This window comes from Williamsia maris, from assembly GCF_024171815.1.
In the GTDB taxonomy this organism is placed as follows: domain Bacteria; phylum Actinomycetota; class Actinomycetes; order Mycobacteriales; family Mycobacteriaceae; genus Williamsia_A; species Williamsia_A maris.
The window spans coordinates 1004954-1026958 of record NZ_JAMTCJ010000002.1; the positions used below are offsets into that span (position 1 = coordinate 1004954).

General features: G+C 68.4%; 18 protein-coding genes. 7 read left to right on the forward strand and 11 right to left on the reverse strand.

Annotated features, from left to right (window positions below; genetic code table 11):
- Window positions 1–117: 117 nt before the first annotated feature.
- The 3 genes from LX13_RS11565 to LX13_RS11575 are packed head-to-tail and all read right to left on the reverse strand — an operon-like array spanning window position 118 to window position 5008.
- A complete protein-coding gene (locus tag LX13_RS11565; protein WP_253661457.1) occupies window positions 118–2829 on the reverse strand; it encodes a molybdopterin-dependent oxidoreductase in 2712 nt (903 codons plus the stop codon).
- Complete coding sequence (locus LX13_RS11570) at window positions 2826–3635, reverse strand: FAD binding domain-containing protein (RefSeq protein ID WP_253661458.1); 810 nt, start codon at window positions 3633–3635, stop codon at window positions 2826–2828. Before LX13_RS11570 ends, LX13_RS11565 begins: the two co-directional genes overlap by 4 nt.
- Before the next feature lie 8 nt (window positions 3636–3643).
- Window positions 3644–5008 (reverse strand): 8-oxoguanine deaminase, encoded by a 1365-nt coding sequence (locus LX13_RS11575; RefSeq protein ID WP_372499878.1) that lies wholly within the window; start codon window positions 5006–5008, stop codon window positions 3644–3646.
- A gap of 100 nt (window positions 5009–5108) precedes the next feature.
- On the opposite strand from LX13_RS11575, the gene LX13_RS11580 reads away from it, so the two are divergent.
- On the forward strand, window positions 5109–6512 hold the full coding sequence (locus LX13_RS11580; protein ID WP_253661827.1) for a guanine deaminase: 1404 nt from the start codon (window positions 5109–5111) through the stop codon (window positions 6510–6512).
- Here the strand turns inward: LX13_RS11580 and LX13_RS11585 are convergent.
- From LX13_RS11585 to LX13_RS11605, 5 genes are all read right to left on the reverse strand, one after another.
- A complete protein-coding gene (locus tag LX13_RS11585) occupies window positions 6503–7828 on the reverse strand; it encodes a lipase family protein (protein ID WP_253661459.1) in 1326 nt (441 codons plus the stop codon). The two genes, LX13_RS11580 and LX13_RS11585, sit on opposite strands and share 10 nt — an antisense overlap.
- A gap of 107 nt (window positions 7829–7935) precedes the next feature.
- The gene (pucL, locus tag LX13_RS11590; RefSeq protein ID WP_253661460.1) at window positions 7936–8844 is read right to left on the reverse strand and encodes a factor-independent urate hydroxylase; all 909 of its coding nucleotides are present in this window, start codon (window positions 8842–8844) and stop codon (window positions 7936–7938) included.
- A gap of 24 nt (window positions 8845–8868) precedes the next feature.
- Window positions 8869–9192 carry a hydroxyisourate hydrolase gene (uraH, locus tag LX13_RS11595; protein WP_253661461.1) on the reverse strand — a complete coding sequence of 108 codons (324 nt, stop codon included), beginning with the start codon at window positions 9190–9192 and terminating at the stop codon, window positions 8869–8871.
- A gap of 10 nt (window positions 9193–9202) precedes the next feature.
- The gene (uraD, locus tag LX13_RS11600; RefSeq protein ID WP_253661462.1) at window positions 9203–9763 is read right to left on the reverse strand and encodes a 2-oxo-4-hydroxy-4-carboxy-5-ureidoimidazoline decarboxylase; all 561 of its coding nucleotides are present in this window, start codon (window positions 9761–9763) and stop codon (window positions 9203–9205) included.
- Between the two features lie 2 nt (window positions 9764–9765).
- Entirely contained in the window at window positions 9766–11748 is a 1983-nt protein-coding gene (locus tag LX13_RS11605) for a solute carrier family 23 protein (RefSeq protein ID WP_253661463.1), read from the reverse strand.
- Between the two features lie 172 nt (window positions 11749–11920).
- Here LX13_RS11605 and LX13_RS11610 point away from each other — a divergent pair, with 172 nt between their 5' ends.
- Window positions 11921–12496, forward strand: coding sequence for a nucleotidyltransferase family protein (locus tag LX13_RS11610; RefSeq protein WP_308214746.1), 576 nt, complete (start codon window positions 11921–11923; stop codon window positions 12494–12496).
- Window positions 12497–12573: 77 nt separating this feature from the next.
- On the opposite strand, the gene LX13_RS11615 is transcribed toward LX13_RS11610, so the two are convergent.
- Window positions 12574–13902 (reverse strand): lipase family protein, encoded by a 1329-nt coding sequence (locus tag LX13_RS11615; RefSeq protein ID WP_253661464.1) that lies wholly within the window; start codon window positions 13900–13902, stop codon window positions 12574–12576.
- A gap of 598 nt (window positions 13903–14500) precedes the next feature.
- Here LX13_RS11615 and LX13_RS11620 point away from each other — a divergent pair.
- Window positions 14501–16180, forward strand: coding sequence for an endo-1,4-beta-xylanase (locus tag LX13_RS11620; RefSeq protein WP_253661465.1), 1680 nt, complete (start codon window positions 14501–14503; stop codon window positions 16178–16180).
- A 115-nt stretch (window positions 16181–16295) separates the two neighbouring features.
- Here LX13_RS11620 and LX13_RS11625 read toward each other — a convergent pair whose 3' ends face one another.
- Together LX13_RS11625 and LX13_RS11630 are read right to left on the reverse strand one after the other, a co-directional pair.
- Window positions 16296–16724: an SRPBCC family protein gene (locus LX13_RS11625; protein ID WP_253661466.1), complete on the reverse strand. Its 429-nt coding sequence runs from the start codon at window positions 16722–16724 to the stop codon at window positions 16296–16298.
- 72 nt (window positions 16725–16796) lie between these two features.
- Window positions 16797–17720 carry a TauD/TfdA dioxygenase family protein gene (locus LX13_RS11630; protein WP_253661467.1) on the reverse strand — a complete coding sequence of 308 codons (924 nt, stop codon included), beginning with the start codon at window positions 17718–17720 and terminating at the stop codon, window positions 16797–16799.
- A 175-nt stretch (window positions 17721–17895) separates the two neighbouring features.
- On the opposite strand from LX13_RS11630, the gene LX13_RS11635 reads away from it, so the two are divergent.
- Genes LX13_RS11635 through LX13_RS11650 form a run of 4 tightly spaced genes read left to right on the forward strand, consistent with a single transcriptional unit; the run spans window position 17896 to window position 21982 of the window.
- The gene (locus LX13_RS11635; RefSeq protein ID WP_253661468.1) at window positions 17896–18936 is read left to right on the forward strand and encodes an ABC transporter substrate-binding protein; all 1041 of its coding nucleotides are present in this window, start codon (window positions 17896–17898) and stop codon (window positions 18934–18936) included.
- 7 nt (window positions 18937–18943) lie between these two features.
- Entirely contained in the window at window positions 18944–19783 is an 840-nt protein-coding gene (locus LX13_RS11640; protein WP_253661469.1) for an ABC transporter ATP-binding protein, read from the forward strand.
- A complete protein-coding gene (locus tag LX13_RS11645) occupies window positions 19780–20628 on the forward strand; it encodes an ABC transporter permease (RefSeq protein ID WP_253661470.1) in 849 nt (282 codons plus the stop codon). Before LX13_RS11640 ends, LX13_RS11645 begins: the two co-directional genes overlap by 4 nt.
- 10 nt (window positions 20629–20638) lie before the next feature.
- Window positions 20639–21982: an LLM class flavin-dependent oxidoreductase gene (locus tag LX13_RS11650; RefSeq protein WP_253661471.1), complete on the forward strand. Its 1344-nt coding sequence runs from the start codon at window positions 20639–20641 to the stop codon at window positions 21980–21982.
- Window positions 21983–22005: the final 23 nt, after the last annotated feature.

The following is a 22005-nucleotide window of genomic DNA, read 5'->3' on the forward strand; positions in this document are numbered from 1 at the left end:
ACTGCGGTGGTTACGTGCCCAACTGCGGTGGTTACGTGCCCAACTGGCGGAGTTAGGTGCCCAACTGCGGTGGTTACGTGCCCAACTGGCGGAGTTTGGTGCCCAACTGGCGGGGTGTCAGGGGTTCGGGGACTGCAGGGCCTCCCACACCCGGGCCGGGTTCATCGGCAGCTGAAACACCCTGGCGCCCAACGCGTCCCGGATGGCGTTGGCCAACGCCGGGGCCACCGGGTTGTACGGCGACTCGCTCATCGACTTCGCGCCGGACGGCCCCATCCGGTCGTAGGTGTCGGCGAACAGGACCTCGGTGTCGGGCGCATCCGACAGCCTCGGGATGTGGTAATTCCGGAAGATGTCGGTGGTGACGACCCCCTCGCGCAGGATCATCTCCTCGTAGAGCGCCGACCCGATGGCCTGCACCACGCCGCCCTCGACCTGTCCCCGACACTGCTGGGGGTTGAGAACCACGCCGGCGTCCGCGGCTTGGATCGACTGCAGGATCCGCACCCGACCCGTCGGCAGGTGCACGGCGACCCGGAACGCCTGGACGTTGAACGCCACCGACCGCGGCGTCCCGTCGTGGTGACCGTCGACCACGATGCCCCCGGCGCCGGCGACCGTCGCGAGATCCACGGTCGCCGAGCCGTGGTGGACACCGACCCCGTCGAGGCGGCAGGCGGCGGTATCCGCGCCGAGTTCCGCAGCGCCGGCCGCGATGATCCGCGTGGCGAGCTCCCGGCACGCGGCCTGGACAGCCGACCCGGCGACGACGGTCCCCGCCGATCCGAACGCACCCGTGTCGTGGCCGACGGCGTCGGTGTCGCCGCCACGGATCGCGACGGCGGTGGGCCGGGTGTGCAGGGCGTCGGCCGCGAGCTGTGCGTGCACCGTCGTCGTGCCGTTGCCGAACTCCGCGGTGCCGACGGAGACCAGATACGTTCCGCCGCTGAGTAGCTCCACCCGGACGTCGGCGATGTGACCGCGCGGTGGGATGGTGGCGATCATCGACGCCGCCATGCCCTCGCCGACACGCCACTGCGGATCAACGGTCAGATCGGCACCGTCGACGCGGGTGCCGTTGCGCTCGGGAACCGTGGCGCCCGACCGCAAGGCGTCCTGCGCCAGCGTCAGACACTGGTCGAGCCCGTAACTGCCGAAATCGAGATCGCCCTCCTCGACCTCCCACGCGACGAAATCGTCACCGGGGACGACGACGTTGCGCCGGCGGAGGTCGAACGGGTCGATGTCCAACGCGCGGGCGAGGTCGTCGAGTGCGCTCTCGATACCGAAGATGATCTGCCCCAGCCCGTATCCGCGGAAGGCTCCGGACGGGAGGTTGTTGGTGTACGCCGTTCGCGCGTCCACCCGCTTGTTCGCGCAGCGGTACAGCGCCACGGATTCGTTGCAGCCGTGGAACATCACGCCGGGGCTGTGATTGCCGTAGGCGCCCGCGTCGGACACGACATCCACCGCGAGCGCGGTCAGGACCCCGTCGACACCGGCGGCGACGGTCACGTCCAACCGCATCGGGTGGCGGCACGGCGCGATCGTGAACTGGTCGGTGCGGCTCAGCTCCCAGACCACCGGGCGACCGGTCCGCAGAACGCCGAGCAGCACCACGTCCTCGGTGATCAGTTCCTGCTTTGCGCCGAACGCGCCGCCGATCCGCGGGGCGACGACCCGCACCCGGTCGCGGTCGATGCCGAAGATGTGGCTGAGCTCGTCGCGGACGAGGAACGGCACCTGCGTGCTGGACCGGACGACGTACCGTCCGTCCTCGTCGCGCCAGGCGACGGCACCGTGGGTCTCGAGGTGCGCATGCTGCACGCGTGCGGTCTGGAACGATCCGCGGATCACGGCGCCGTCGGCCTCCGCCGCGGCCACACCGGCGGCGACGTCCCCGACCTCGCCGTGCACCTCGGCCACGAGGTTGCGGGCCGGGTCGGCGATGCGGGCCTCGGCGCCCTTGTCGCCATGGACGAGTGGCGCTTCCGGTGCCAAGGCCTCGATGGGGTCGAAGACGGCGTCGAGGACTGCGTACTCCACGTCGATGAGCGCCATGGCCCGGTGCGCCTCGGTGAGGCTGTCGGCGATCACCGCGGCCACGCGCTGTCCGGTGTAGCGGACCCGTCGGTCGAAGATGCGGCTGTCGTCGGGATCGTCGGTGCGCGAGTGGTGCCGCGCGGTGGAGAACGCGATACCCGGGTCGTCGCGATGGGTGAGCACGGCGCGCACACCCGGTGCCGTCTCTGCGCGCGTGGTGTCGATCGAGAAGATCTCCGCGTGCGCGTGCGGGCTCCCGAGGATCGCGACATGACCGGCGTCGGTCGGGATCTCGTCCATCGTGTAGCGCTCGGTCCCGGTGACCACGCGAGCGCCGGCCGGTGCGCGCGCCGAGTCGTCGGCCGTCCCCGTGCCGCAGATCGCCTCCCGGATACCGCGGTATCCCGTGCAGCGACACAGGTTTCCCTTGATGGACCGGTCGAGGTCGGCGACACGATCGGCGTCGAAGGTCGAGGCGGTCAGCACCATCCCCGCGGTGCAGAACCCGCACTGGAAGCCGGCGGACGCGATGAACCGTTCCTGCATCGGGTGCAGATGATCCGGGGTACCGAGACCGGCGACCGTGGTGATCTCGGCGTCGGTCGCCCGGAACGCGGGCACCAGACACGAATGCTGCACGTGGCCGTCGACGAGCACCGAACACGCGCCGCAATCGCCGGAGTCGCAGCCCTTCTTGACCTCGACGTTGCCGTGCTCACGCAGGTACGTGCGCAGACACTGCCCCGGCCGCGGCTCGTCGTCGACCGTCGTCCCGTTGACCTTCACGACGTCACCTCGGCGACGGCGTCGCCGACGAGGTACTCCGTCACCGACACCCGCCAGGGCGCGGTGCCGTGCGCATCGGTGTGGAAACCGTCGGCCGGGATCGCCGCGAGCACTTGTCGCGCGATGACGGCGGGGTCGGTGGAGGCGACCTCGAGCACGTACGGACGGCGGGTCGCCGCGGTCACCGACACCACGACGCCGGTCGGGGTGCGTCGTGCGATGACGACCGCCCCGGACCGCCCGAGGTGGGCATAGGAGGCCTTGCGCAGGGCGGTTCGCTGGACGAGTGCCGCCGCCGGGAACCGGATCGAGCGCAGCACGTCACCCGTCGCCAGGGAGGTCTGCGCGTTGCCGGTGACGATCTCGGCGGTGCTGTGCACGCTGTCGCTGCCGTCGGCATGCCACACCAGCAGTTCCGCGTCGAGCGCGGAACACATCGAGATCATCGCGCCCGCAGGTAGACCCAGGCAGATGTTGCCGCCCACGGTGGCCGTGTGCCAGATCTTGTAGGACGCCAACAGGGTGTGCGCGCTCTGCTCGAACAGCGGTGCCGCCCGCCAGTGCGCCGGGTACGCGGCGGTGATCAGACGCTCGATGGTGCAGGTCGCGCCGATCTCGAGGCCGTCGTCGTCGATGACGAGATCGGGCCAGTCGAGTGCGGTGAGATCGACCAGCCGTCGCAGCGAGGGATTCGGGTCGCTCATCAACGACGTCCCGCCGGCGAGCAGCCCGTCGTGGCCGTCCAGGCCGGCCAACTCGTCCCGCGCCCGTGGCCGCAGGACCGATGTCACCCCGTGTAGATCCATGTCGCGACCTAGCCTGCGCGCCCGAGAAGGCGTCGGTGTTCGGTCTCGACGTCGCGCGCGATCTTCTCGGCGTCGACCGAGACCACCTGGTCGTCGACGACGACGGTCTGCCCGCCGACCCAGGACCGCCGGATCGGGGGTTGGGAGCCGAGAACCAGGGCCGCGACCGGATCGGCGATCCCGCTGTGCGCCATCGTCGTCAGATCCCACAGGACCAGGTCGGCGAGCTTCCCGGGTTCGACGGAACCGAGATCGTCGTGGCGACCGAGAACACGCGCGCCGCCCATCGTGGCCAGGCGCAGCGACTGCCGGGTGGTCAGCGCGGTGGGTCCGCCGACCGCTCGCGCCATCATCACCGCCATGTGCGCCTCCTCGAGCATCCGACACGACTCGTTGGAGGCCGCGCCGTCGACGCCGAGACCGACCGGGACGCCCGCGGCGACGAGGTCACGGGTGCGCGCGATGCCGGCACCGAGTCGGGCGTTGGACGTGGGGCAGTGCGCCACACCGGTTCCGGAGCGGGCGAGCACGGCGACGGCGTCGTCGGTGAAATGGACGCCGTGCGCGAACCAGACGTCGTCGCCCAGCCACCCGAGATCGCTCATGTACTCCAGTGGCGTGCAGCCGAACCGCTCGGCGCAGAAGGCGGACTCGTCGTCGGTCTCGGCGAGGTGGGTGTGCAACCGGACGTTCCGCTCGCGCGCCAGCGCCGCCGACTGCCGCAACAGATCCGCGGTGACCGAGAACGGCGAACACGGCGCGAGACCGATGCGCAGCATGGAGTCCGGGCTCGGGTCGTGCCACCGGTCGATCGCGTCGCCGCTCGCGGCCAGGATGTCGTCGATGGTCTCGACCACCGAGTCCGGCGGCAGGCCACCGTCGCGGCGGCCCAGGTCCATCGACCCGCGCGTGGGGTGGAAGCGGAGACCGATGGATCGGGCTGCGTCGATCTCGGCGCCGAGGAGATCGCCGCCGTCGGTGGGGAAGACGTAGTGGTGGTCGGTGGTGGTGGTCGCACCGGAGCGCGCCAGCACCGACAGCCCGCCGGACGCGGCGGCGCGCACCCCGTCGGCGTCGATACCCGCCCACACCGGGTAGAGCGTGGTCAACCAGTCGAACAGGGTGTGATCGGCGGCCAGTCCGCGGGTGATCCATTGGTACAGATGGTGATGGGTGTTGACCAGGCCCGGCGTCAGCACGCAGCCGGTGCCGTCGACGCGTTCGGCGCCGGGGTGGGCGGCCGGATCCACCTCACCGACCGCAGCGATCCGTCCGTCGGCGATCACCACGGTGGCGTCGACGAGTTCGCGATCGTCTGGGTCGACGGTCACGACGTGTGCGTGCTCGATCAGCGTCACCGCCTGCCCGTCCATGGACGTCCACGCTACGTTCGATCGGTTACGGACGCATGACGTCGAGCGGATCACCGGTCGCACGGGCAGGATGGGCCCAATGGGTTCCGGATCTCCCGTGGTGCACCGGGCGCACCTGTTCCACATCGGCGGTGCGCCGGTGCTCGACGACGCACGCACACATCTGATCTCGATCCCGGACGGCGCGCTGGCGGTGGCCGCCGACGGGACCATCGCGTTCTCCGGACCGCACGCCGAGCTGCCCGTCGACTGCGCGGGGTGGCCGGTCGCCGACCACCGCGGCGGATTCATCCTGCCGGGCTTCGTCGACACCCACATGCACTACCCGCAGACCTACGCCACCGACTCCTACGGCGGCGGCCAGCTGCTCGAATGGCTCGACAACTGCATCTTCCCGTCCGAGGCGCGCTACGCCGACGAGGCCTTCGCGCAGCGGGCCGCGGTCGACTTCTGCCGCCGGCGCGTGGCGGTCGGCACCACCGCGGCCATGGTCTTCGGTTCGGCCTTCCCGTCCGCACAGGACGCACTGTTCACCGAGACCGAACGCGTCGGGCTGCGGATGGTGTCCGGTCGCGGCATCCAGACCACCGGCCAGCCGTCGGCGGCCCCGCTGATCACCGACATCGACACCGCCATGGCGCGCTGCGTCGACGAGATCGACCGGTGGCACGGCCGGGACCTTCTCGATGTGGCCCTGGTGCCGCGGTTCTCGCTGTCGGTCACGCCGGACACGTTCGTCGCGCTCGGTGAGCTCTACGACGACGTCCGCGACCGCGGGGTGTACTTCCACACCCACCTGAACGAGAACAACCGCTCCGGCACCGGCGAGATCGCCGCGACCCTGGCCGCCTACGACGTCCACAGCTACCTCGACACCTACGACGGTCGGTTCCTGCCCGGTTCGCGGGTCGGCGGATCGTCACTGCTCGGTCGGCGCAGCGTCCTCGCGCACGCGGTCCACTGCACCGACGCCGAACTCTCCCGAATGGCCGAGACGCAGACGTCGATAGCGCACTGCCCGACGTCGCAGCTGTTCCTCGGATCGGGGACCATGCCGTGGCGGCGGACCACCGCGGCCGGTGTCACGGTGGCCCTGGGTTCCGACATCGGCGGGGGCGACCAATGGCTGATCCCGCAGGTGGCCGCGGATTGTTTCAAGGTGCACATGTCCGAGGCCGGGGACGCGGGGGTGTCGCTGCATCCGGCCGAGTTGCTGTTCGCCGCGACGCTGGCCGGTGCCCGGGCGCTGGACCGTGAGGACACCTTCGGCAACCTCGACGCCGGCAAGGACGCCGACTTCATCGTCGTCGATCCGCAGCGCTGGGAACCGTTGGCCCGCAACCTCGAGCACGGCACCCGGGCCGACGATTCCGAGACCGCCACGGCGCAGACGCTGTTCGCGCTGTTGATGGGACTACGCGAGCCGGCGATCACCGAGGTCTGGGTCCGGGGGCGTCGGGTGACGCCCGCCCCGTCCCCGTCTCGTCAGTCGACTCAGCCGTAGCAACCGGTGGGAGCGGGTGTTCCCGCGAAGCGGTCCTTCAGCCAGTCGAGTGCGCGTGTCAGGCCACTGACGCCGCCGGCGACGTGTCCGACCGGGGAGCCGCCGATGAAGCGCACCGGGAACGGGATCTCCTCGTACTTGAGCGAGGCCGGGTTCTGCGCGCACCACTGACGGTGCAGTTCGCGGCTCACGGCGATCGGGACCGTCGGGTCGTCAGGGTTGCCGGACAGGAAGGTCGGGACGGTGGGCTTGCCGTTCCCCACGTCCTGATCGTCGATGACGCGTTGGAAGTCGGGGGTCGCGTCGATGATCTGGCCGATCGTCTTCCCGGACACGGTCCACTCAGAGCTCTTCGGGAACCGGATCGCGGTGGCCGCGATGCACTCGGTCGAGATCTGTTTCAGCGTCGCCTTGCCGTTCGCGTTGAGCAACGGCTCGACCTTGGTGTCGACGTCGGGGTAGCGCGCCAGCACGCCGTTGAGCGCGTAGCCGATGATGCCGCCGAGCCGGCCGCCGTCGAGGTGGTCGAGCAGCGCGCGCAGGTCGGTCGGGGCGCCGCCGGCGTAGATGCCGACCAGCGGCAGGTCGGGTGCATAGCTCGTGGCCAGTTCGGCCGCCGCCGCCGCAGCGGCGCCGCCCTGCGAGTACCCGGCGATGCCGATCTTGGTGCCCGACGCGACCTGGGGGAGCTTGAGCACCGCCCGGCCGGCGTCGAGGACGGCGTTGGCCTGGTCGACCCGCACGGCGAAGGTGTGGGTGCCGGGCGTGCCGCCGCCGATGTAGTCCGACGACACGACGCCGTATCCCTTGGCGAGCATGTTGTAGGTGGCGAGCCGTTCGATCTCCGCACGCGGGCCGCCCGGCCCGAGGAACTCGACACCCGACTGCAGCATCTTCGACGCGGCGCAGGAATCGCCCTGTCCGTGCAGTCCGCCTGCGTAGTCGATGATCGGCCGCGGTCCGGGACCGGGCCACGCGCGCGTGGGTTCGAGGTAGTAGCCGGAGACCGCCACGGGCTGCCCGTTCGCGTCGGTGCTGCGGTAGAGCAGCCGGGTGCCCCGGGCGGGGACCTTGCCCCAGACGGTGGGCACGGTGATCGCGACGGGGAAGTTCTCGGTGCGGATCAGATCGCCCGGCGACCCCGCGGGCAGCGGGTTCGGGGGCTGGTAGAACGCCTCGCTCACACCGGCGGCAGGGATGGCGGCTCCGGGGGCGGCTTGGGCGACCCCGCCCCCGACCGTCCCCAGCGTCGCGGCTGTCATCGTCACAACCGCGATGCGCAGCAGTTGGGTCAGGTCACCACGTAAGTCGGCCATTCGTACCACCCCCGATAATCGTTGTCGCCGTGCGTCACTCACGCACACGGGACATGCGTTGCGCAGTGATCATAGGACACGGCGACGATCGGTGGGTGGGGTTGGTCTCAGCCCATCCAGCCGCGCTGCATGGTCCACGCCGGCCCGGCGTCCGGGGCGTCGTCGCGGATCACGCTCGCCTGGATCAGCCCGTACGGCCGGTCGTCGGCGTTGAACACCTCGTTGGGATTGTCCAGACCGAACGGTGACAGGTCGTAGACGAAGTGGTGCTTGTTCGGGGCGGACAGGCGGATCTCGGCGATCTCGCCGTAGGCCTCGAGCACGGCCGAGCCGATCGCGTATAGGGTCTGCTGCAGAGCGAGTGACTGCAGTGTCGCGAACTCTTTGACGATGATGGCCTTGACGCCGGTGTACACGGCATCCCAGTCGATGTCGGTGGTGGTGAAGCGCCACTTGGCCACCAGTGAGGTCGCCATGACGCGGTCGGTGGTCGGCTGCAGGATCGTGTACTCGTCGACCGGGAAGCCGTGGAACTCCGAGCCGGTCGACTTGAGGATGGTGAACTCCTTGAGACCGCAGACGACCCATGTCCGCTGATCGTCGCCGACACCCTCGACCGAGATGTCGGCGGTGCGGACCTCCTGGCCCTTGCGCACCCACGTGTGGTCGTGCTCGGCGCCGTCGACAACGGCACGCTCCCAGGCGTATTCCTCGATCTCGATGCGGGCGCCGTGCACGGGCTCGTAGCCGTCGACGAAGTGGTACGCGAGATCGAGACCGTACTGCTCGATGGTCGCGATCCCCTTCTCCTTGGCGTACGCGTACGCCGTCTGCTTCTGGGTGTCGGTCGGCAGCACGTTGCCCTGGTCGCCGGAGGTGTGGGCCGCGGCGAAGTCGCCGCGCAGCGCGGTCCCGACGTTGATGTCCTTGATCTCGTGCCGGGGTGAGTCGCGGTAGATCCGTACGACGCGGTTCTCCGCCTTGCCGTACTGGTTCTCGCCGAGGGTGATCCCCATGAGCGGCCTTCCTCTCGTGTTCGGTCAGCTACCGCGGTAGGTGGAATAGGCGAACGGGCTCAACAGGACCGGGACGTGGTGGTGTCGGGTCGGGTCGGTGATGGCGAAGCAGATGGTGATCTCCGGGTAGAACCCCTCGACGTCGTGCTCGGCGAACCACGCGCCGGTGTCGAAACGGATCCGGTAGGTCCCCGCGCCCAGTTCGCCCGCGACGTCGGCGATCCGTCCGTCGGAATCGGTTGCGCCGGAGGCGATCGGCATGCCGTCGATGTCGGCGAGCAGGACCGCGATCCCGTGCGCGGGGGTGCCGTGCACCGCGTCGAGCACATGCGTGCTCAGGTGGCTCATCGAGCTCGACTCATCCCGGCTCCTCCGTCTGCCTGTGACCATCCGGTGCGAGATCATCGTAGTACTGCGCCGCCGGGCCGAGCATGCGCTCGAGTCGGCTGCGGTTGATCTTGCCCAGTTCCATTCGCAGGACGCGTCGTTCGGTGGCGGCGTCGTTGTCGAGCCGCTCCTTGAGGATGTCGAGCAGGACCTCGGCGGGGCGGCCGTTGGCGAAGACAAGGTAGACGTGCCCGAACTTGTCCTCGTACTCGGCGTTGTACTTCGCCAGCTCGGCCAGGACGAGCTCGTCGGCCCCGCTGACCCCGGACTGTTCCCGGGTCGAGGCCGCACTCGACGACCGTTCGCCGATCCGCGGGTGCCCGTCGAGCGCTTCGTCCAGATCGGCCTCGGTGAGCTCGGCGAGGATGAGATCGGCGCGGTCGTAGAGACTCTCGGCGTCGGGGAAGGGGCGCGCCGCCGCCACCCGTACCGCCCAGATCCGCGACGAGCAGCACTCGAACAGCGAGTGCACGGCCTGGCGTTCGGTCAGTTCGTTGAAGCTGTCGATCCCGCGCCAGTTCGGACGGCGCATCCTCAGCGGACCAGTTCGTCGAATCGGCTGAACCGCGCGGTGGCGATGGGATTGGCGTCGGCGACGAGATCGTCGAAGCGGCGGTTGGCGATCTTCGCGATCTCGATGAGGGCGAACGCCCGCTCACTGGTCGGTGAGTTGTCCATCCGACTCCATCCGTTGCGCAGGACCCGCTCGTACCGCTCGGCCTCACGGGCGAAAATCACGAGCGGGAACCCGAAGTGTTCACGATAGGCCGACGCCAGCGACACCACGTTGGCGTGCTCGTCCTCCTCGAGATGCGACAGCCCCGTGTGGTCGACGGCCATCGGGTCTCCCGTCTCGTCCTCGGCCCCCAGGTCGGGGAAGGAGTTGATCAGTTCCAGTTGCTCGGGATCACTGCCGGTGAGCATGGCCTCCTGGAACGACGCCCGCAGGTCGTGCGCGGTCTCGAACGGGCGCTGCTCGTAGGCCCGGTCGACGACCCACTGTGCACCCTGGACCAGGCCGCCGAAGGTTTCCCGGAACGTGTCGATGCTCATCTCGTTGACCTCGGCGAGCCGGATCGATCCGCGTCCGGCCACGGCGGGTCCGCGGCTGCCGGTGTGGAAGAACAGCAGGTTGAGCAGGATCGCGGTGATGGCGCCCATCGTGATGCCGGTGCTGAACGGGATCTGCAGGAGTCCCGGGACCGCCTCGTCGACGCCGGGCAGGGCGGGCACGTTCACCACCTGCCCGTTCTCCAGCACCGTCGCCGGAGCGGCCGCCTGCGAGAACTGCACGTAGAGGCCCATGGCGAGGGAGGTGCTCGCGATGATGAGGTTGCGATGGTCGGTGAAGTCGACGGTGGTCAGCGTCTGGATTCCGACGATGGCCACGGTCGCGAACATGATCAGCGCGGCGCCGCCGAGCACCGGCGACGGGATGGACTCGACGATCTTCGCGGTCTTGGGCAGCAGACCGAGCACGATCATGATGCCGCCTGCCGCGGCGACGACCCACCGACTCTTGACGCCGGTGAGTCGGACGAGGCCCACGTTCTCGGAGAACGCCGTGTACGGGAACGAGTTGAAGACGCCGCCGATGATGGTGGCGAGTCCGTCGGCGCGCACCGTCGCGGCGATGTCTTCCTTCTTGATGCGCTTGCCCACGATCTCGCCGGTGGCGAACACCGAACCGGTCGACTCGACCGCGACCACGAGCAGCACCACGATCAGCGAGACGATGGCGATCACGTCGAAGCGGGGCCAGCCGAACGCGAAGGGGTTGGTGAAACCGACCCAGCTCGCCTCGCCGACCTTGTCGAAGTTCGTGTCGCCGACGATCCACGCGACGATCGTGCCCACGCTCAGGCCGAGGAGGATCGAGATCGTGGCCCAGAACCCGCGGAAGAAGCGCTGCATCAACACGATCAGCACGATGGTCCCGATGGCGTAGAGCAGCCACCGACCGTTGCCGGGATCGGGATTGTGCGACGCCGGGTCGCGGGTGGCGTCGCCGGCACCGACCGGCAGCAGGCAGATGCCGATGATGGTGATCAGCGTGCCGGTCACCACCGCGGGGAAGAAGCGGATGAGTCGCGCGAAGAACGGGGCGATGAGGAACGTGAAGATGCCCGCGGCGATGACCGCGCCGTAGACGGTCAGCAGCCCGACGCGACCACCGCCGTTGTCGTTGGCGATCTTGATGACCGGCGCCAGCGTCGCGAAGGTGATGCCCTGCAGCAGCGGCAGCCGCACGCCGATCTTCCAGATGCCGACCGACTGCAGCAGCGACGCGATGCCGCAGGTGAACAGGTCCGCGGTGATGAGCATCGTCAGCGCCTCGGAGTCGAGGTCGATGGCGTTCGCGATCAGCAGCGGCACGAGGACCGCGCCCGCGTAGAACGCGATGACGTGTTGCAGACCGAGGGTGAGCAGCTTGCCCGTCGGGGGTACCTGGTCGACCGGGTGAACCTTGCCCGTCTTTCGCGTTCCCAGGTTCTTCAATGCCGCGGGCGTGTTCATGCGGCCCCTCCGTTCGATCGGTGACTTCCCCTTGGGAAAGAGGATGAACCGGATGTGCACCGACCGCGACCTGGGCAGCAAGATATATCGGGTGGACCATCAGGCCGTGTTAACCGGTGACGAGCGGCTCCCGCACGGGCGGCCGAGGCCGGACGGATCGGAGTCGGAGTCGGTGCCGACGACACCGTCGGAGGGGCCGCACGACGCCGGGAAGGTCGTCGGGGTGGTGCTCGCCGCGGGGGCAGGTACCCGCTACGGGATGCCGAAAGTGCTTGCCGAACAGGGAGAGTGGCTGCGATCCGCGGTCACCGCGCTGGCCGACGGCGGCTGTGACGAGGTCGTCGTCACGTTGGGTGCCGCCGTCGTCGACGTCCCCGCTCCCGCGCGGGCGCTGGTCGTGCCGGGCTGGGCTGACGGGCTCTCGGAGTCGGTGCGGTCGGGGCTGATCGAGGCGAGGCGGGCCGGTTGTACCGGTGTGGCGTTACTTGTTGTTGACGTGCCCGATACGAACGCCGCCGTCGTGCGTCGCGTCCTCGAGGTCGCGGGAGCCCGCCGGTCGGTCCTGGTGCGTGCGGTGTTCGGCGGCCGCCCGGGGCATCCGGTGTATCTCGGTGCCGACCATCTCGCCGGGGTGCTCACGACGATCGCCGGGGACCGGGGCGCCGGGGCCTACACAGATCAACGGCCGGACGTCGTCAGCGTCGAATGCAGTGATCTGGCCTCGGGTCGTGACCGGGGTAGACGATGACGGCCGGAGGCCAGATCGGGGTCGAGTGCGGTGATCTGACGTCCGGCCGTGACCGGGACTTCATCTAGGGCGGGTGGTCAGCTCCGCTGGCAGCCGACCACGGGGGCCTTGCCCTCGAAGCGGGCCTGCAGCCAGTCGAAGGCCTTCTCGAAACCGGTGATGCCGCCGGCGATGTGACCGATCGGCGAGGCGCCGATGAGTCGGACCGGGAACGGGTACTCGCCGAACTGCACGGACTCGGGCTTGAGTGCGCACCACTTGGAGTACAGCTCGCGCGTCTGGGTCGGGGGCACGGTCGGGTCGTCGGGGTTGGCCGAGAGGAAGACCGGCACCTCGGGCTTGATGCCGCCGACGTTCTGTTCGTCGACGAACTTCGCCAGATCCGGGCGCTCGGCGAGAACCTGGTTGTAGCTCTTGCCCGACTTCGTCCACGTCTTGGTCTGCGGACGCCCTCGGAACGATGTGGCGACGATGCATTCCCGCGCGACACCGGCGTTGACCGACTTGCCGGTCGCGTTGAGCAACGGGTCGAAGCCCGCCTTGAACTCCGGGTAGCGCTCCTCGAGACCGTTGACCGCGTACGCGAGTGCGGCGCTGAGACGGTTGCCGTCGAGGTAGGCCATCAACTTGCGGAGGTCGGTCGGGGTGCCACCGGCGTAGACGCCGACGAGCGGCAGGTCCGGGGCGTAGGTCGAGGCGACCTCGGCCGCGGCCGCCGCGGCGCCGCCGCCCTCGGAGTAGCCGGCGATGGCGACCTTGGCCTTGGGATCGACGACGTCGGTCATCTGGCGGACGGCGCGGGCCGAGTCGAGCACGGCGTGTGCCATGTCGAGGCGGACGCCGAAGGTGTGCAGGCCGGGCGTGCCCAGGCCGACGAAGTCGGTGCTGACCACGGTGTAGCCCTTGGCCAGCAGGTTGAAGGTGATGACCGACTCGATCTCGGCCATCGGTCCACCGGGGGTGATGGTCGCGCCGGACTGGAGCAGTCGCGACGGGGCGCACTGGTCACCCTGTCCGTGTGCGCCGGGCGCGTAGGCGACGACGGGCCGGGGGCCCGGACCGTTCCACGGCTTGGGCGACTGCAGCACGTAGCCGGAGACGGCGATCGGGGCACCGTTGGCGTCCACCGACCGGTAGAGGATGCGAGCGGCCTTCGCCGGGATCCGACCGTTGCCGCTGGGTGCGCCGATGATGGTGCGGAAATTCTGGACCCGGATCAGGTCGCCGGGGTTGCCGGCCGGAAGCGGGCTCGGCGGGGTGTAGAAACTGACGTCGGCGGGTGACTGCGTCGCCGTGCTCACCTCGGGAGCGGCGTTCGCGACCGCGGTGGTGCCGGTCGCGACCACCGCAGCGATCGCTGCCCCCGCACCGATGACACGCAGCGTGGACTTCAACATCGTTCTCATGCTGGTTCGTTCCCCATCTTTTCCCCCGGACAACCGGCACCTGTGCCGACAACTCGTCGAGCCTATGACACCGCTCACGTACGCGCGAAGTCCAGCGGCCCCTTTGTGTCGACTCACAAGCAAGCGGGCGGATCGTGCACCGGTTGACGGTCGTCCCGCCGGCGACGATGTCCGAACCCGTTGGATTCGTCGGTTCTCGTCGGCCGGATTGCCCGTTCGCACCCGCTTCCGCAATGTTGTGGTCATAAAACGGACCAACTGGATTTAATCGCAGATAAATACCCTCAATCCCTCGTGCGTTTGTACGGAATGTTCAATGCACACCCCGACTCTGTTCGATCGGCGATTCGTCGATCCTGTTCCGTGGGAGCAAAACAGGGCCACAACCGGTTTCGGTCGGGTGATCGAAATCGGCGCCCCTCGGAGAGTTTCTCTGTCAGCGAAAATATTTCCAGTTTTCGACGCGCACTTCGACTTCAAAGGTGATTAAATTGCGACCCTGTGGGGGCCACAGACGGAGAAACTCTTGCGCTACCGACACCCACGCATTCCGCGTATTTCATTGACCCAAGTCGCGGTCGGTTCGATTGCCTTCTCGATGTTCATCGCTTTCGCGGCCGGCGCCATGCTGCCGACCGAGCGACCGGCGTACGACATCGTGAACGCAGCGTCGATCAGCAATTCGCCCACGACCGTCGGAATCTCCGACAACGACCTGTACCTGACCGCGGGTGATCCCGCGTCGGTGAAGAAGCATCTCGACGAGCTGCAGGCGCTCGGCGTCACCAACATCCGCATCGCCATCCCGTGGGCCGCGGTCGAGGCGTCGAACGGGACGTTCGACTGGACGCTCATCGACAACATGGTGCAGGCGGCCGACGCCAGGGGGATGGGGATCCTCGGCGTGGTCAACACGACACCCACCTGGGCCCGCGGCCAGTACACGAATCTGTATGCGCCGCCGGACAACCCCGCGACGTACGCCAACTTCATGACGGCCCTGGCCACGCGCTACACCGGCAAGATCGGCGCCTACGAGGTCTGGAACGAGCCCAACGCCGCGTTCGCGTACAGCACCCCGAACGGTCCCGACCCGGCCGGCTACACCGCGCTGCTCAAGGCCGCCTACACCGCGATCAAGGCGGCCGACCCCAACGCGACCGTCATCGGTGGCGTCCTCGGCTCGACGATCAGTTTCGGTAATTACGCACTCAACCCGATCGATTTCGTCACGCAGATGTACGCGTCGGGCGCCAAGGGCTACTTCGACGCCCTGTCGTTCCACCCGTACCAGAATTCGATTCCGTTCTCGACGGGTCTGGACGCGCACCCGGATTCGCCGCTGAACCAGCTCAACGCGATCTACGCACTGATGCAGGCCAACGGTGACGGCACCAAGACCATCTGGAGTTCGGAATACGGTCTGCCGACCGGTCTCGTCGGTGAACAGCAGCAGGCCGACTACCTCAGCGATTTCCTGAACAAGTGGAGCAGCCTCCCGTACGCGGGCCCGAATTTCATCTACACGACCGTCGACCGGAATTCGTCGGACACCACCGACCCGGAGAGCACTTTCGGTCTGTTCCGTGACAACTGGGTCGCGAAACTCGCGGCCACGGTGGTCAAGAACTGGATTGCCGCGCATCCCGGCACGACGACGCCGACCACGCCGACGACTCCCACGACGCCGGTGCTCAGCCCGGCCGAGCAGGCGGCGGCAGCCTGGGCCGCAGCCCTGAACGCGGCCATCGCGCAGTACTTCGCGAACCTGGCGGCCGCTCTGGCCGCGGCACTGTCCGGTAACGCGGCACCCGCGGCACCGGTCGCGGCGACGTCGAACGCCACCGCGACGCAGGCAGCAGCCACAACGACCGCAGTGGCACCGACCACGACGGTCCCGACGACGGCAGCCTCGACGACGGCGGCACCGACCACGGCCGCGGCGACCACCGCGACCACGTCGGCTCCGACGACCACGGCCACCCCGACGACCACCGCGGCACCGGTCACCACGACGGCTCCGACCACGGCGGCGAAGACGACGGCCCCGGTCACCCCGACCGGGTCGGCCACGACGACCACGACGAGTCCCGTCACGACCACACCGGCGACGACGAGTCCGACGACGACGGCCACGACCACGCCGAAGACGACCGCCCCGAAGACGACGTCAACGGCGACAACGTCAACGGCGACGAAGGCCCCGGCCACGTCGACCGCGACGAAGACGACCGCTCCCGCCGCCGCACCGACGAAGACGACCGCAACGGTCGGCTGAGCCGCCGGTCGACACCAGGCGAGACAAGAGACCCGCCCCGGGAGATCCCCGGGGCGGGTCTTGTCGTCGTGGTGTGGCCGATCATGCTCGTGCCGGTGTCGGCGCGCGTGACGTCCTAGGCGGTGACCTGACCCTTCAGGCCCTCGGTCGCCATCTCGATGATGGTCTTCTTGCCCTTCTTGAGAAGAAATCCCGGGACGGGGATCTTCGGGTCGAGGCTCATCTCGAAGTCCACGTGGGTGCCGTCCGCGGTCTCGGTGAGCCGGTACTCCGCGTGCTGCGCCTTCTGCTGCGTGCTCTCGACCAGGTCCCACGTGACGCCGGTGTCGTTCCAGTCGTAGGTGAGCACCTGCTCGTCGGCGATGCCCATCAACGATGCGGACATGCGTGCCTTGGTGGGACGTCCGTTGTCGTCGCGCTCGAGGACCTCGACCTCCTTGTGGATCGGGGACCACGACGGGTAGTTCTCGAGATCCGCGATCGCGTCCAGGATGTCCGCGATCGGTGCCGCGATGTCGATGCTGCTGCTTCCACTGACTGCCATGTGGTCACGATAACGTGACAACGGTCATGGGTAGATAGAGATCGCGAAATCGGGGTCCTGTGGTCGTCGGACTCAGCCGGCGTGCGCGGCCGGCTCGACGATCTCCGAGTAGTGCGACGCATCGCCGCTGATGACGCGGCTGTGGTTGCCGTGGACGTCGACGGGGACGTCACCGGCCAGCGTGATCCGGCTCAGGCGACGGTACTGGTCGTCGTAGTCGGCGACGGCGTAGTGCTGGGTCGCGCGGTTGTCCCAGATCGCGAGATCGCCCTCGGCCCAGTCCCAGCGGATCGTGTTCTCCAGACGAATGATCCGCTCCTGGAACAGTTCGAAGAGTTTCGCCGACTCCCGGCTGCCGAGACCGACGAATCCCTTGACGAAGTGGCCGAGCAGCAGGGCACGCTCGCCGGTCTCCGGGTGCACGCGCACCAGCGGGTGCTCGGTCTCGAAGTACTGCGAGCGGAACTCCGCGCGGTAGTCGGCGACCTTGTCCGACACCGCGCGCGACGTCTCCTCGTGGTTGGCGGCGTAGTCGTAGACGTTGGTGTGGGTGGCCCACAGGGTCTCGGCCAGCACCTTCAACGGCTCCGGGAGTGCCTCGTAGGCGGCCACCGTCGACGCCCAGACCGTGGTCCCGCCGTACGCCGGTAGCGTCACCGCCCGCAGTACCGACGCTTTGGGCACCCGATCGACGAAGGTGACGTCGGTGTGCCAACTGTTGGCCTTGCCGTTCTCGGAATCGATGGGCAACACCGTGTCCCCGCGCGAGGTCACGGTGGGGTGTGCGATCGTCAACCCTCCCAACAACTTCGCGAAGGCCTGCTGCGACGTGTCGTCGAGGTGCTGCTGATCACGGAAGAAGATCACCTTGTGCTCGAGCAGCGCGGAGTTGATGTCGGCGACGGTTCGTGGGTCCAGGTCGCCCGACAGGGCGATCCCGTCGATCCGGGCGCCGATGCGTCCGCCGAGCTTGGTCACCGTCAATTCTGTGGTCACAACAATCCCTTTCGCGATCTCGAATCATCGCCACGACGTCGCGATGGTCTGGGGAAGTCAACAGCGGTAGGTCGTCGGCGACAACACTTTTGCCCCCGGCGCGCAGAAAGGTTGTTCCGCCAACGGGTGTCGGGCGATCTTGTTGGTCAACTGTGACCGACGAACGGAGATCGACGTGAGAACACCCCGGGTACTCATCGCGGCCGTGGCCGTGCTGATGACGGCAGTGGGTGTGACCGCCTGCACCGGCGACGCCGCTGTCGACAAGAACGGCGTGACGACCCTGCGCTATCAGGGATGGCCAGGGCAGGTCACCCTCCCAGAGGTGGCCGAGCATCTCGGGTTCTTCAACGGGAAGATCAAGCTGGACTGGGTGGGCAACACCATCAGCGGTCCGCAGGACATCCAGTCCGCGGCCACCGGACAGACCGATTTCGGCGGCGCGTTCGCCGGCGCCGTGGCCAAGCTGATCACCTCGGGTGCACCGATCACCTCGGTGATCAACTACTACGGCACCGACCAGCAGACCATCGCCGGCTTCTACGTCCGCGACGACAGTCCCATCACGAAGCCGACCGACCTGGTGGGCAAGAAGATCGGTGTCAACACCCTGGGCGGCCAACTTGAGGCCGACATCCACGATCAGCTCAAGAAGGACGGGCTGAGCCAGGAGCAGATCAAAACCGTTCAGCTCGTGGCCCTCCCGGCGCCGAACACCGAGGATGCGCTGCGCAAGGGCCAGATCGACGCCGCGGGCCTGTCGGGACAGTTCCAGCAGCGCGCGGTGATCAACGGTGGACTGCGGGCGGTGTTCACCGACCTGTCGCTCTACGGGCCGTTCAACGGCGGACCGTACGTCTTCCGCAACGACCTCATCAAGAAGAACCCCGACGGCGTGCGGGCCTTCACCGCGGGCGTGGCCAAGGCCATCGAATGGGAACGCACCACCCCGCGGGAGAAGGTGCTGGCCACGTTCACCGACATCGTCACCCAGCGCAAGCGACCCAACGACGACACCTCCAGCCTCAAATACTGGCTGAGCGTGGGGGTCCCGTCGAAGGGTGGTCTGCTCTCCGACTCCGACTTCACCCGGTGGCAGAGCTGGCTGCAGGACACCGGTTCAGTCAAGGGTGACCTCGACGCGTCGAAGTTCTACACCAACGAGTTCAACCCGTACGCCGACAAGGGCGCTGAATCCGACGCGAAGGCCGGGTGATCAAGCCATGACCGGAACACCGGACGTGCAACCGAAGATCTCGCTGCGCGGGGTCACCAAGAGCTTTCCCGACCGCGAGGGCGGCGGTGCGTTCACGGCGCTGCACGACATCGACATCGACGTCGCATCAGGCGAGTTCGTGACCATCGTCGGACCCAGCGGGTGCGGCAAGACCACCCTGCTCGACCTCGTCGGTGGTCTCACCGAACCGACGTCGGGCGAGCTGCGTATCGACGGGCGGCCGATCACCGGGCCGGGTCTCGACCGAGGGATCGTCTTCCAGCAGTACGCGCTGTTCCCGTGGCGGACCGCGCAGGGCAACGTCGAGTTCGGGCTCGAGGCAAAGGGCGTCGGTCGCCGTGAGCGCGCTCGCCGAGCCCGCGAGGTGCTGTCGTTGGTCGGACTCGAGGCGTTCGCCGACCGCTACCCCCACGAACTGTCCGGTGGCATGAAGCAGCGCGTCGCGATCGCCCGGAGCCTCGCCTACGAGCCCGAGGTGTTGCTGATGGACGAGCCCTTCGCCGCACTCGACGCCCAGACACGTGAGCAGCTGCAGGTGGAGCTGCGGTCGATCGGGCAGCGGCTGTCCACGACGGTCCTGTTCATCACGCACGGCATCGAGGAGGCGATCTTCCTCGGTCAGCGGGTGCTGATCATGACGTCGCGACCGGGGCAGATCAAGGAATCGGTCGCGGTCGACCTCGGCGAGGTGGACACGACCACCGACGTCCGGTCGTCGCCGGAGTTCGTCGCCCACCGCCATCGCATCTGGGAATCGCTGCACGACGAGGTCCTGCGCTCCACCGTTCTCGCCGGCGGCCCGACCGGGACGGAGGCCACCCGATGACGCTCACCTCGCCGACCCGCACCATCACCGCATCCGCGCCGATCACCGAGGCGACCCCGGTCGTGCCGAAGCGCCGCCGACGACCGCTCGTTGCGGTGGGAACGGCCGCCAAGCGTTCGATCGCCATCGTGGCCTTCCTGTTGCTGTGGGAGTACGCCCCGAGACTCGGCTGGGTCGATCCGACGTTCCTGTCGCCGTTCAGCGAGGTGATCAAGGCGTGGTGGGGACTCGCCACGTCCGGCGAGCTGTGGACCAATGTGCAGGCGAGTCTGACGCGTTCGCTGTCGGGCTTCGCGATCGCCATCGTCGTCGCGGTGCCCGTGGGTCTGCTCATCGCCTGGTATCGACACGTCGAGGAGGTGTTCAGCCCGCTCTTCGCGATCTTCCTCAACACCGCTGCCGTGGCGCTGCTGCCGGTGTTCACCCTCGTCCTCGGAATCGGCGAGACATCGAAGATCGCGATCATCGCCTACGCCGGCTTCTGGCCGGTGCTCTACAACACCATCGGCGGCGCCAAGAACGTCGATCCGCTGCTGATCCGGTCGGCGCGCTCGTTCGACATCGGCAGCCTGGCGCTGTTCCGGAAGGTGATCCTGCCTGCGGCGCTGCCGACGATCTTCACCGGCATACGTCTGGCCGGGGCCGCGTCCATCCTCGTGCTGATCACCACCGAGTTCGTCGGGGCGAAGGCCGGTCTCGGCTACCTGATCAGCAGCTCGCAGTTCAACTTCCAGATCCCGCAGATGTACGCGGGCATCCTCACCGTCGCGACCATCGGCGTTGCGTTCAACTACCTGCTGGTGGCCATCGAGCGGCGCTTCTCGCGCTGGCGGCCCGCCAACTGAAAGGCGTTCCATGACTGCGCAACCCACCCGCCAGATGCACCTCAACGCGTTCCTGATGGGCGTCGGGCACCACGAGGCGGCGTGGCGGCACCCGTCGACCGACGAACGCCGTCTCCTCGACGTCCGGCACTATCAGGAGCTCGCCCGGATCGCCGAGCGCGGCAAACTCGACTCGATCTTCTTCGCCGACAACGTCGCGGTCGGTCCGCGCGTGCAGCGCCATGCGCTCGCGACGTTCGAGCCGGTCACCCTGCTCTCGGCGATCGCGGTGGTCACCGAGAGGATCGGGCTGATCTCGACCGCGTCGACGTCGTACAACGAGCCCTACAACCTCGCGCGGGAGTTCGCCTCGCTGGACCACATCAGCAACGGGCGGGCGGGATGGAACATCGTCACCTCCGGCACCGAGGCCGAGGCGCGCAACTTCGGGCACGAGTCGATCCCCGAGCACGCCCGCCGATACGAGCGGGCCGGTGAGTTCCTCGATGTGGTGACCGCGCTCTGGGACAGCTGGGAGTCCGATGCGCTCGTGCTCGACCCGGCCGAGGGTGTGTTCGCCGACCCGGCTCGCGTGCACGACATCGACCATGTGGGGGAACGCTTTCGGGTCCACGGTCCGCTGAACACGCCGCGCGGACCGCAGGGCAGGCCGCTTCTCGTCCAGGCGGGGTCGTCGGAGAGCGGCAAGGAGTTCGCCGCCGCGCACGCCGAGGCCGTCTTCACCGCGCAGCGGTCGATCGAGGAGGCGGTGCAGTTCTACTGGGACCTCAAGGGTCGGCTGGAACGGCACGGTCGCACACCCGATCAGGTGGCGGTGTTGCCGGGTGTGGTGCCCTATCTCGCCGAGACCGAGAGTGCCGCAATCGCGTTGGAGCGGGAGTTCACCGATCTCATCTCGGCGGATCACGCGCTCGGGCAGCTGTCGCGGATGGTCGGCATCGACCTGACCGGGCACCCCCTCGACGAGCCGCTCCCGCCGCTGCCCGACGAGTCCGAGATCGAGGGCGCCAAGAGCAGGTTCACCCTCGTCAAGAGTCTGGCGCAGGGGGAGGAGCTGACGGTCCGCGAGCTGATCGGCAAGCTCGGCGGTGGTCGCGGGCACCGCTCGTTCGCCGGCACGCCCGAGCAGCTGGCCGACAACCTCGAGCAGTGGTTTCTCGCGGGGGCCGCGGACGGTTTCAACATCATGCCGCCGTCACTGCCGGGTGGGCTCGACCTGTTCGTCGACCACGTCGTGCCGATCCTGCAGGACCGCGGACTGTTCCGTCGCGAGTACACCGCGGACACGTTGCGCGGCCACTACGGACTCGACCCGGTGCCGACGCGTCACCGGACGGAGGCGCTGACGCGGTAGGTGTTCAGCGGAGCCCTCGGCAC